We start from the raw sequence: 11,824 nt of genomic DNA on the forward strand, positions 1-11,824 counted from the left end.
CAATTTCAAAGCAAAAAATCGCGTATGCCTATAATCAGGCATACGCGATTTTAATTTTATTAATTGCGAAACTGAATCTCTGTTCCCTTTAAATTTCTTTCGTGGAAATCAATTCGTAAACTGCCGCTCCACTGTCATCAACTCTGACCTTGGTTACCGTGCGATATGTTTTTTCATTACTGCTTTCCGTGCCGTGAATGATAAATTCTTCAATTGTTACCACTTCATAAAACTCTTTTTCAAGATGCTTTACTGATTCTATAGAAGTGCCAAGGTGCTCTTCTGTAATTCCTTCTGAATACATATAATCAATAAAATCTGATTGCTCTTTGTAGCGCGGACCCGAATCATAGATAAATGCAGCAACATTGAGGATATCTCCTGAATTAATGGCTTTAACGCTGGCATCGTTATAGGCATTCATGAAGAATTCCGCGTCTTCTTCTGACAGAGAAAGTCCATCTTCGGATTCCTCAACATCATCAACTTCCACCGTTTTCGCAGTTCCGGTGGATGCGTACACTTTTCCGCTGCCTTCAAGGAACACTGTCGGCACTACACTCAGGAACCAATTGTCTTCGCTGAAAGAATTGACCAGCCATTTCTTTTCGCTTTCATCATAAATAAAATCGATGGAAATGTCCGTCAGCAATTCATCCATGTCCGGTGTATCCGACTCATAATAATAATCGCCATTGATTGTAAATTCTGCGTCAAGCTGAACCGTTTCACCATCACTTGAAATAATGATAGATTCTTCATCCACACCGACTTCAACCAACGAACCCTTAAAATAATTATCGTAGTTTTTCATTTGATTCAGATCCTCTTTAAAGACGCTGAGTTGATTCTTCGTAACACCTGTAAAGATTTTCGAATCTCTTAGGGCATAGGCCTGTACATACTCTTCCGCGAAAACCAGCAATTGTTCCTTTAGAGCAGTCTGCTGTTCTTCATCCAGACCTGAAAAAGTGAAAGTGTGGTAAGTGGAAGTGATTTCGACAGGCTCAGAAACTTGAGTGCCCCATGGAAAAGCGATTTGGGCTTGAGCAGTCGTACTGCCATCGAGCAGGAGAGGGCCGATGCCCTCGGTTTCTCCGTACTCGCCAACCGGGATCTTTTTGTCTCCGATAATTACATTATTGGCATCTGGATTCTTTTCATAAAAGGTTTCCAGTCCGAAAGTGACCGAACTGACCGGCAAATCTACATAGATGGGTTCCACCGCTGATGAGTCAGCATACAAAGCCACATCCAGTTCGAAAGGAAAATTGAATTCTGCAAATTCCCCTTCAAAGATAAATTCAGCCTCGTGAAAACCCGGGCTTACGTCAGAGAAAAAATACTCCCCGTCTGCATGTTTCACAGCTGTAACCAGCTCGCCGTTCAAACTCAATGCCAATCCTTCGTGTGGAAAATGGAACGACAGTTGTTGAGCGGGAATGACAATGCGGTGAGCATCAAAAATCCCGATCACTTTTCCGTTCTTTTCCACTTTGGCGACATTTTCCAGTTCATAGGGCGTAATATCGTGAAACCGATCGATAAATGCACCGGCTTCTTTAACCGACATAGCTTGACCATTCGATAACCACGTTTGTTTTGACAAAGCTTCAGCATCTTCGTTCTGCAACGCCTCAAAAAACTTTGTCACAACCGTATCTGCGGATGCTGTTTTGGTTCCCCAGGAATAGACGCCGATCAGCGAAGCCACGAGCAAAACACCGACGATGGATAAAATTTTTGTTTTCAAGCTAAGGGGCGTTTTGCTTTTGACAGGCTGTGCAGTTGCTGTTGAATTGAGGCCCACTTTCTTTTCCCCAGTCAACGACGTACCACATTCCACACATATTTTATTGTCCTGATTATTGGCATGCCCACAATTCGTACAAAATTTCTTCATGTTTTCACCTTGCTTTCAAAAGTTGGGACTAGAATAAATAGCCGAATTCTTCGATGTAACGGCCTATTGTGGAATCGAAGAATACGGACATTAGAATTGTCATGCTTATACTGAAGAGAACAACATACGCCAGATATGCATAAAACGAATCCAATGCCTTGCCGGATTTTTTAAGCAACACGGTAATCAGGTATAAAGGTGCCAATGACACACTAAGGCTAATGCTGAGCAGCAATAAAACATTTCCGAATGTCAGAGAATCGATCAACAGCAACAGATAAGCTGCCAATAGAACTACGACCGAGGGAATCATCAGCGTGCCGAATGAAGTGATTATATTAGTAAATGATTCCTCAGGCCCCGCAAATTTGTTTACCAGATATAGGCATCCTGCTGCCAAAATGAAAATCAGCCCCAGGCTAAGAACAGAAGTGAACAAAACAGAAAAAAATGATGGCATAACACTTGCGGAACTGCCAAAGAAACCTCCCATATCTTCGAAAGGTTGTACAATTACTTTTAAATTCTTATAAACAGCCAATGAAAAAATAAGTGCGAATATCGCCATTGTAATTAATGCATTCACCAGTTGCTGCCCTGGCTGTTCAACAATAGAGCCCGGGTTCTTTATGTATTGTATAAAATAAGTCCAGTACTGCTTCGATGTTGCTTTCACTTTTTCTACATGTTGGTTTGGTTCTGTTGGTGCCTGGTAAACCGGCGCAGCAGTTGCATAAGCTGTTGTTTGATCTTGACTTACTGATGCAGTCGGTCCTGCATTCGTACCTTCATGTGCCGTCAGCACCGTACCGCATTTCCCGCAGAATTTTCCTGTATCCTGCTCGTGTTGACAATATGAACATTTCATCATGTTTCCCCCTAAAAATATTTTTTCATATATAGGTATAAATGCCGGAACAAAAAGATTCAATTCTAAAATCAAAATAGTATCTTTTTACCTATTATATTAGAATTTATTTAGAAGTAAAGGTTAATTAAGTAAAATAAAATAATTATTCCAATAAGTGGTGTTAGTCTTTGCATGGAGTATAAAGAACCCCCCAAAAAAACAGCCCAGAACCAAAACGGTTCCAAACTGCAGCACAACATCTATTATTAATCTCCCTCCAGCTTTACCTGAATTTGTCCTCTACAAATTCCTGTTCCTGCTCCGCGGACATCAGTCCCGTTGCTCTTCCAACAGTTCCGCCGTGCCAATTCCATATCGTATTATGGACAGAAACCGCGTTGCTGAAATCGCCTTCCTCCCAGGCCATCAAGGTTTCTTCATAGAAATCGCCGTGCTCGTAATACTCTCTATTTTCCCTAACGATCTTCAGCATGTTACCAATGTTTTTATCGGTCATTTCAACAGCACCAATTTTTTTGGCAGCCACGATTTTCTGATGAGTCATTTGATGCAGGTACGTTTGCAGTTTCCCCTCTTTCATGTCGGCATCCGAGTCGTCTTTTGTACTTTCAGTACTGGAAGCTTCTGCAGCTGTACCGCTCCCTTTCCGCTCTTCAATCTGCTCGGCAATCGCAGATATTTCTTCTGCGTCATTTGACGAGAAATCCTGGATGAACCAATAGCCCGCTCCTGCGATTGCAGCTATAACCAAAATGGAAATCGTTATCGTTGTTAAGATGGTTTTCATAAAATTCCTCCTGTGACGATCAACAGCAATTTCTGTCTGACCTTATATGTATACGGTGCATAGATGAGCTTAGCTCTCCCCTGCTATGCTATATGACCCATCCTAGTATACAGGAACATATTCATGTGTGCATTGAATATGCCTGGCAGTAAGTTCCAATTTTTCCACTCAATAAAAGCTGCACCCCATCGCCGTTAGCTCCGACAACTTCAGTGCAGCTCAGGTATTCATTTTCTAACTGCCACTTACAGGTTCATCCGCTACTCCAGACGAATCTGCGTACCGCTTTTCTTTTTCTCTTCTTCGCTGGCTTTGGGGACCTGCAGTTGCAGCATTCCGTCCTTGAACGATCCCTGGATTTTGCTTTCGTCAATGTCGCCCACGTAGAAGCTTCGTTTAAAGGAGCCGTAGGAACGTTCTTTCCGGATGTAATGGCCGTCTTCTTCCGTCGTTTCCTTATTCTCTTCCCGTGTCCCCTCCACTTCGAGATAGCCGTCGCGGTATTCGACTTTCACGTCTTCTTTAGAGAAGCCCGGCACATCCATCTTCATCTCGTAGCCATTATCCACTTCCTTGATGTCCACTTTCGGATAATGGGATTCTTTGAAGAAACGATCGAATAAATCGGTTTCAAATCCGCTTTCAAACAGACTTGGAAAAAAATCCTCACGTTTACTTGGTAAAAATTTTCTCATGGCAAAATCTCCTCTTTCCATTAATTATTTTTACTGCTGCAGGATGTCCATGGCCAGCGACTTGTGTCCGTCGTTTGTTCCCTCTACCGCTTTGCACAGGCCTCCTCTCAAAATTGATTACAATTTTCACAAAATTCAGTTATCATATAAAATTATAACGAAGAACAATTAAATGTCAATTCTTATTTTGCTGCCTTTGCCTCTTATCATTGTTCTCACAAAATTAATTTTGGAGGTGATCAAAATGGAAAGAGTGTCGAAAAATGTTGCGATCTTTTATGGAAGTACCCTGCTGTTTTCATGGACACTATGGATCGGAGCCATGGTTATTTCAGGACAGATTGGTGTGGAGATTCTCTACAATGAAGGCATTTACACCGCAATCACGGAAGGGGTCGAAAGTGTGCAGCAATTGCTGCTTTCGCTGTTCTTTACGGCTGCCGTATACGGACCGATTATTGGCGTTTTTGCTATCGGTTTGGTGATGAAGAACAAGAAAGAAGTGCCCCTCATTCCCTCAGCCAAAAAAGCACACCCTACGAACATCGGCGGCTGGCTACTTTTCATCCTACTTTATCCAATCCTGTTGTTTTCAGCGGCGCTGCTGGTGACGTGGATCCTGACTGGATTTAGTGGAGAATTTAACTGGGGAGTGCTGCCGCTGTGGTTTCTTCCTGTCTTTTTCCTATTCCAGTGCGTTACAAGCGGCATGGAGGAATTCGGCTGGCGGGGCTATTTGCAACCGCTATTGCAGACCCGCTATACGGCTGAACAAGCCTGTTTTCGTGTGGGCGTGCTTTGGAGCATCTGGCATTATCCCTTTATCATTTACCTGAACTATCCGAACGGCACCATAACAGTTCTGCTGACGCTGCTCGGATTTACGCTGCTGACGATTCCGCAGGCTTATGTGCTCGGATGGCTTTATAACAGCACCGGCAATGTCTGGCTATGTGTTATTTTGCACGCCTGGGCCAATACGGCTTCCGCCTATTTGCTTGCCGCATCGCCTGTTCCGCTGCTGACGCCGATTGCCGTCGCCATCGGGACCTGGCTTGTGGCCAATTACCTGGTAAAAAAATACGGTAAGGAAAAGTTGAGCACACAAGCTGGATGAGGCGAGGCAATAATACAGCAGCAGAAAACAAAGAGCTTACCTTATCTGTTTAAATTTAATCAGCTTTTTTGCTGGAGAAATAAGGATTATTATCATGAATTTGACGATTATGAATAGATACCGGAAAAATTTCTAATTTTCAATAAAGTACTCATAAAATAGTTTAAAAATGATACGATGTGGCATATTATTATCATGAATGGATTTTTTTATCTTCATGCCACGGTCTATCTCAAATTTCAAGGCTTTCTTGCAGCAAAGGAGGTTGTATGATCATTCCACATCATCATGGCTTGTCAGTCGTTTAGGTCACGGCTCTTAAACACACAACCAGAGGAGGAATAATGATCATGAACAAGAAAATCCTTATTTACGGTGTAGGACCGTTCGGCAGTTTATTTGCGGAGCGCCTGGCAGAAGCAGGCCATTCCGTTTCCTTGCTCGACCAGGGTGAGCGCAAACAGGAATTGGAGACTTACGGCGTTGTCACTGAGAACACAGAGACGGGCGTCCGAACAGTGACGCATTTACCGGTAGTGGAGAGTTTGAAAGAAGACGATTATTACGATCTTGTCATCGTTCCAATCCGAAAAAATAAGGTATCTGCTATTTTGCCGGTGCTTGCGGCCAATAAGAAAGTGCCGACATTCCTATTTATGATGAATAACGCAGCCGGCCAGCAGAAATTTATCGATGCGCTCGGCAAAGAAAGGGTAATGGCCGGTTTCCCGCTTCCGGGCGGCTTTAAAAAAGGACATGTCATGCATATGATGCCGGTCGAAAAGAACAAACCGATCATTCTGCCAATCGGCGAAGTGGACGGCAGTGTAAGTACCCGAACGCGAGAAGTGGCGAAAATTTTGAGTTCCATGCGCGGCTACCGGGCGGAAATCCGGAAAGATATAGACGCCTGGTTGAAAACTCAAGTGGCCGTAATGATACCGACACTCGTACCAGCCGTTTATGCGTGTGATACGAATTTGGATAATTTTGCGGCTACACGGGATGCCCAAGTCCTCATGAAACGCGCGCTTCATGAAGCGCTGCAGGCAACAGAGAAAGCGGGAATTCCCATCACTCCACCCGCTTTTAAGATGATGGATAAGATTCCGGAACCGCTCTTTGTTATGGCACTCAGTAAAATGGCGAAAAGTCCATCATTCGAAAATGCCATCGAACACCTGAAATATACGGAGGATGAAATCGAGTATTTGACGGATGAATTTTATACCATGATCAAGCCGTCGAATATTCCAACGCCTACCGTTGACCAGCTGACGGATTACACCTATGGCCGGAGAGAACCGCTGCCAGTTGGCGCAAAAACGATTCCACTCAATTGGAAGCCGGTTTACGGTGCTGCGATTGGACTTGTCGCGATTGCCGGTTTGGCTACAATTCTCAAAAAACAAAAGAATGGCAATGGCGAACGCCACACTCCAGCCGCGTGACAAAGTGAATAAAAAAGCAGCAGGCTCCTGAACCAGGGAGCCTGCTGCTTTCGTTATACTTTTTTTAATTCTGCTGAAACATTTCTTCTATAATATAGAGGGGCAATATAGCTTTACTCCCTCAATACCCCGTCTTCGTAATTTTTTCGGTCAACGTTCTTCGTCAGGTGATAGGTGACACCGCTTTCCATCACTTTTCCTTCGAATTGTCTCTTTTGCGACTGCATTTTGCCCTGAAGCTCATATGCCCGCTGCATTTTCCTCTCGAATGTTTGCTTGCTGACATCAAGTTTAATCGTACTGCCGTTGCTGAGTTCAACCTGCGTCATGCTTTTGCCCGCGTGCCGGTAATGCTTGACGTGCGAGAGCACCAGCCACACACAATCTTCACGAAACGGCGATTTGCACGGAAACAGGATGATTTCGCGTTCCCGGTCCAAGATCAACGGATTCATATTCATTTTTCCGAGAATTGCCTGTGCGCCTTCAAGTGCACCAATCATACTCGAACCGCGGAAACGTAGATTCACATCAATTAAATCATACGGACTTAAATCGACTTTCGAAACACTTTCCCGTTTGCCCAATAAAGTATGGAGAAAGCCGTGTTCATTATAATTTGGCATGATGATAATGGTGTCGGATCCAATTGCATATTCCCATTTCATTTCTAAATGAAGTTTCGGTTTTTTCCTCATTTGGATATCCCCTTTTTAGTTAATGCTTAATTTTTTAGCTAAAATGGAGTATAATAACCAATAGTTGGTATACTCCAACTGCAGCCCCCGGATAGTTGTCGGCCAGACTACTCTATCCGGGGGTTTTCTATTGCCTCGAAGGCTTCCCTCATATCCATCTCACCTCCACTTTTTAAAAAAAGCGATCTAAGAGTGGCAACATCCGATCTTCATATTCAGAACTACGGACTCCATGCAAAGAGCCTGATTTCATAGTTGAACTCCAATGAATGCGCTTTTTTCTCTTACTCACTTTTTCAATTATATATTTATACCTATATATTGTCTAATAATTTAAAACTTTTTTACTAGTTAATTTACTTATTTTACAGCATCCATTTAATTCCCTTTAAATCTTTACATCTGCACTTTGGTCGATTATAATTTTTACTCCGTTTGGCACATGAAGTAAATACTGTTATCAAAGTAAACATTTCAAAACCGCATCCAAAACCATCAAACGGTTTCAGATGCGGCAACTCACTCCATATTACTCAACGCTCACCAATTCGTTTTCAATCACTCCTTGAGGGTTAATCGATTTGACTACCGCAAAGCCTTCCACCATGTAATATTTAAAGCCTTCCTGTGTCGTCACTTCGACGGCATTTGTAAACGTTCTGTAAGGAGTTTCTATGGTTTTATTGACGCCTGTAATGGTGTGGATGAAAGTTTCGTCACCCAGTCCGGTATTAAAGGTCTTGCCGAGCTGGACCGGATAAACGAGTGCCGGGATATATTCGGAATAGGGATAGCCGAATGCAAAGAACTCGTAGCTTTCAAATTCAAAGTATTCGTAACTGTCTCCATCCACTTCGACAGTCCACATGAAGCCATATCTCAGTTCGCCGCGGTCCGGCACATCCTCGAAGCGGTGGATGGCTGTTGTGCCGTCTGACATGCTGTAGCTGTAGGTTTTCGTTTTGTCTTTCTGGTACGACCGGGCAATCACCGCATCATTTTTGAATTCCGGCTCAAGCGCGCGTGCCAGAAAGGCGGAAAATTCCCCTAGCGTCATTTTCTGGCGGGGCCGGAACGTATTATCAGGGTAGCCGATGGCAATATTCGCCGCCAGGATTTTGCTGATCGCACCCGCATAGTATGCATTTTCCCGAACATCTTTGAACGGCTGATTGAATGTATGGGTCAGATCAAATACCTGCTCCATAATCACAGCTGCATCACCACGTGTAATTGGTGCGTTTGGTCGAAAACTGTTTCCCTTATACCCTTTGAAGTAACCCGCTTTTACTGTTTCGGCAATGAAGCCACTGGCATAATGCTTTCTTGGCACGTCAAAAAACCTGGTTGCTTTTTTTGTGTCATCCAAGCCTTTCAACCGGCCGACCATCACGGCCGCTTCCGCTCGGGTAATCAGCTTATCCGGATGGAGCTCGCCATCCCGATCCTTTTGAAGCACTCCTTTCTCGATAAGATACGTCATTTCCTCATAAAATTGGTGATTTTCCGGCAGTTCATCTGGAATGTCAGCTGCAGCAGACAGGACCAAAAGCAATGACAGCAGCACGATGAACACACTCAGCAGCTTCTTCACGACTTCACTCCTCCATATATTTGTCGATCTTCTCGCCTTCATTTTATCAGCTGACAGGATCCTTTACATCAAAAAATTAATATTAATAAATAAATTTTTATCAATATCATCATTCTGCAGATGAAATTCAAAAAGTTCCCTTTTCACAGTTTCCGAAATCAGCATTGCTATTGGCTGAACATAAAAATGCCGCATCCGAAAACCGTAACGGTTTTCGGATGCGGCATTTTTGTATCTACACTTCATTAAAAGCTCGCTTAAAAATCACATTTTCATGATTTTACAGTCTAGCTTCTTTCATTCGCATATTCTCTTTCAATACTCTTCGATGATTTAATTTCGGGTGCAGAAGGCTCCAGATATTTAATCTTTCCCGTAATATAGCGGGTAATCGGGCTTTGGTATAACAGGAAGGCGACACCAATACAGGAGGAAACTGTCAGGAATGTCATGGATATTACATAAGCGAAGAAGTTTTCACCAAACGTCATTGACAGCCTGACGAAATATGGGAGGAAAATCATGTGCGTCAGATAGATGAAGAATGAGAAATTGCTGAACAACACCAATGTTTGGCTAGTGAAATTGAATTTCCGGATCAAAGCCACCAAAAGGAAAAAGGCGCTGACAGAATATAACAGCATATCGTATCGCTCACTTGAAATCCTGGTGTAATCCATCTGGGTGTAATTGTAAACAATGATGCCGAAGCTGGAAACCGCCATTAATAGAGGAATCCATATTTTATTCGTTAAGAAATTGACGAGCTGTTCATAGTATTGGCCTATGTAAAATGCAACGATGAAATAGAACAGCCACATAAAAATATGCGTCTTATACCATAACGGATATTCATTCAAGATAAATTCCTGATATGCGGTGATATGAGCATAACCATAAACATGCGCAAACGAAATCGCGAATGATATGACTATCGGAGCGATTGGATTGATGCGTGCCAAGTATTTGCCAATCAACCAGTGAAGGATATAAAACTGGAAAATGACGATGACGAAAAAACCGTACCATTGTCCATAGACCACCTTCAGCATAATTACATCCATAAATTTTGCCAGGTCTCCGCCGGAACTCCGATAACTGACGATCAATCCAACCAGCAGATAAGGAATCAGAATATACCTGACTCGTTTTGTGAAGAAGCCTTTGCGCAAACCGTCGGGATAATTTTTGGAAATCAATGTTTCTGACAACAGGATGAATATAGGGGTTGAACAAAGCAGAGCAAAACGGATCCAGAGGATATATTGATCGTAGGCAACCTGATCAACTTCAATATTGCGCAAGTAATTGCTGATTGCATGTGTACCTACAATTGCAAGGCACATCATGGCTCTTATAATATTTATCTCATTTAAATTTTTCACTTTAAATTCTCCAATTAATAACTTACATGCTGAACAGCAAGTTTATAGCTTTTTTATACTCGGCTAAGATTTTCATCCGGATACATTATTATAGTATAAGTATCCTTTTTCACACTGTCCATTTATTTTAATAAAAACATTTCTTTTATACTATTTTTTTGCAGTCAGGAGTATGTAATATTGCTGCCGAAAAGTTACAATCGGAAATATCATAGTCGATGAAAATCGCAATAAATCTTATTTCAAAATAAATATAAAATATCCAATCTTGAGAATATTTCATTCCCAGGATTGGATATTCTAAAACTTATAGTCATATTCAGGGAACTTCACGTATGCGAAACGATCACCTCAAGATTGCCTTCCATCTCATATTCCTCGATGGTGGCAGGCAAAATGAAATTATCCCCTTTTTTGATCGCAGAGCTATTGCCGCCGATGGTAATTTGCCCCTCGCCTTCTATCACACTCATCAACAGGAAATTCTTCTTTAATGGCGTCGCTGTTTGCCCGACCAGTTTCCAATGATAGACGGTAAAATATTTGTCTTCGATCAAACGGGTGGATTCCAGATCGCCATTGACGTCTTTAGTGTCTGACTTCGTCGCCACTCGGTGCGGGCAGCTGGTCACCGCCAGCGCTTGCTCGATATGCAATTCCCGGCACTTCCCTTCCGCGTCCGTTCGACCATAATCGTAAACGCGGTAAGTGATATCCGAACTTTGCTGCGTTTCCAAAATAACGATTCCTTTGCCGATGGCATGAAGCGTGCCGCTCGGAACATAGATGAAATCCCCTTTTTTCACTTGCATGCGCTGCAGCAAGCCATCCCAGTCGCCGTTCATCACCATTTCCTTAAATTCCTGTTCGTTTTGTGCATGATGGCCGAAAATGATCTCCGCCTTTTCATCGCAGTCCAGAATATACCAGCATTCCGTTTTCCCGAATTGTTCGTTGGCAACTTCCCTGGCGTAGAGATCATCCGGATGCACCTGCACCGACAAATCTTCGTTGGCATCCAGTATTTTTGTCAGCAACGGAAAATTCTTCGTCGACGCTTCGGTGCCAAATAAATACGAATGCTGTTCCCACGCTTCCAGCAAATTCTTCCCTTTGAGCAATCCATTTCTCACAATCGACGGACCGTTTTCATGCGCTGAAATGACCCATGCTTCGCCCGTTGATGGACTCGGAATATTGTAGCCGAACAACTTCTGCAATTTTGAACCGCCCCAAATCCGTTCCTGAAACGCTGGCTCTAAAAAAACAGGTTCGTTATACACGAGAATGCCCCCTCCATAAGTAATCAGTCACTTACTGGAA

Annotated in this window: 10 protein-coding genes; 2 read left to right on the forward strand and 8 right to left on the reverse strand. The window is 42.9% G+C overall.

The window, feature by feature from the left end:
* Window positions 1–88: 88 nt before the first annotated feature.
* The 4 genes from DHX103_RS03375 to DHX103_RS03390 form a co-directional block, all read right to left on the reverse strand.
* Window positions 89–1,903: a TcaA NTF2-like domain-containing protein gene (locus DHX103_RS03375; protein WP_422123865.1), complete on the reverse strand. Its 1,815-nt coding sequence runs from the start codon at window positions 1,901–1,903 to the stop codon at window positions 89–91.
* Window positions 1,904–1,931: 28 nt separating this feature from the next.
* On the reverse strand, window positions 1,932–2,771 hold the full coding sequence (locus DHX103_RS03380; RefSeq protein ID WP_422123866.1) for a hypothetical protein: 840 nt from the start codon (window positions 2,769–2,771) through the stop codon (window positions 1,932–1,934).
* A gap of 265 nt (window positions 2,772–3,036) precedes the next feature.
* Window positions 3,037–3,561, reverse strand: a complete 525-nt coding sequence (locus tag DHX103_RS03385) for a DUF6241 domain-containing protein (protein ID WP_422123867.1) — start codon at window positions 3,559–3,561, stop codon at window positions 3,037–3,039.
* Between the two features lie 260 nt (window positions 3,562–3,821).
* Complete coding sequence (locus DHX103_RS03390) at window positions 3,822–4,256, reverse strand: Hsp20/alpha crystallin family protein (RefSeq protein ID WP_422123868.1); 435 nt, start codon at window positions 4,254–4,256, stop codon at window positions 3,822–3,824.
* 244 nt (window positions 4,257–4,500) lie between these two features.
* Between DHX103_RS03390 and DHX103_RS03395 the strand changes: the two genes are divergently transcribed.
* Both DHX103_RS03395 and DHX103_RS03400 read left to right on the forward strand, forming a co-directional pair.
* Window positions 4,501–5,373 (forward strand): CPBP family intramembrane glutamic endopeptidase, encoded by an 873-nt coding sequence (locus DHX103_RS03395; RefSeq protein ID WP_422123869.1) that lies wholly within the window; start codon window positions 4,501–4,503, stop codon window positions 5,371–5,373.
* 350 nt (window positions 5,374–5,723) lie between these two features.
* Window positions 5,724–6,824: a ketopantoate reductase family protein gene (locus DHX103_RS03400; RefSeq protein WP_422123870.1), complete on the forward strand. Its 1,101-nt coding sequence runs from the start codon at window positions 5,724–5,726 to the stop codon at window positions 6,822–6,824.
* Window positions 6,825–6,937: 113 nt separating this feature from the next.
* On the opposite strand, the gene DHX103_RS03405 is transcribed toward DHX103_RS03400, so the two are convergent.
* From DHX103_RS03405 to manA, 4 genes are all read right to left on the reverse strand, one after another.
* A complete protein-coding gene (locus DHX103_RS03405) occupies window positions 6,938–7,522 on the reverse strand; it encodes a competence protein ComK (protein WP_422123871.1) in 585 nt (194 codons plus the stop codon).
* A 529-nt stretch (window positions 7,523–8,051) separates the two neighbouring features.
* A complete protein-coding gene (locus DHX103_RS03410) occupies window positions 8,052–9,116 on the reverse strand; it encodes an S-layer homology domain-containing protein (RefSeq protein ID WP_422123872.1) in 1,065 nt (354 codons plus the stop codon).
* A 287-nt stretch (window positions 9,117–9,403) separates the two neighbouring features.
* A complete protein-coding gene (locus DHX103_RS03415; RefSeq protein ID WP_422123873.1) occupies window positions 9,404–10,501 on the reverse strand; it encodes an acyltransferase family protein in 1,098 nt (365 codons plus the stop codon).
* Window positions 10,502–10,830: 329 nt separating this feature from the next.
* The gene (gene manA, locus DHX103_RS03420; protein WP_422123874.1) at window positions 10,831–11,784 is read right to left on the reverse strand and encodes a mannose-6-phosphate isomerase, class I; all 954 of its coding nucleotides are present in this window, start codon (window positions 11,782–11,784) and stop codon (window positions 10,831–10,833) included.
* Window positions 11,785–11,824 lie beyond the last annotated feature (40 nt).

Source organism: Planococcus daihaiensis, assembly GCF_049262615.1.
In the GTDB taxonomy this organism is placed as follows: domain Bacteria; phylum Bacillota; class Bacilli; order Bacillales_A; family Planococcaceae; genus Planococcus.

Excerpts from the sequence above, each read along its gene's own strand:
- DHX103_RS03375 (WP_422123865.1), bottom strand. The coding sequence starts at position 1,903 with ATGAAGAAATTTTGTACGAATTGTGGGCATGCCAATAATCAGGACAAT.
- DHX103_RS03380 (WP_422123866.1), bottom strand. The coding sequence starts at position 2,771 with ATGAAATGTTCATATTGTCAACACGAGCAGGATACAGGAAAATTCTGC.
- DHX103_RS03385 (WP_422123867.1), bottom strand. The coding sequence starts at position 3,561 with ATGAAAACCATCTTAACAACGATAACGATTTCCATTTTGGTTATAGCT.
- DHX103_RS03390 (WP_422123868.1), bottom strand. The coding sequence starts at position 4,256 with ATGAGAAAATTTTTACCAAGTAAACGTGAGGATTTTTTTCCAAGTCTG.
- DHX103_RS03395 (WP_422123869.1), top strand. The coding sequence starts at position 4,501 with ATGGAAAGAGTGTCGAAAAATGTTGCGATCTTTTATGGAAGTACCCTG.
- DHX103_RS03400 (WP_422123870.1), top strand. The coding sequence starts at position 5,724 with ATGAACAAGAAAATCCTTATTTACGGTGTAGGACCGTTCGGCAGTTTA.
- DHX103_RS03405 (WP_422123871.1), bottom strand. The coding sequence starts at position 7,522 with ATGAGGAAAAAACCGAAACTTCATTTAGAAATGAAATGGGAATATGCA.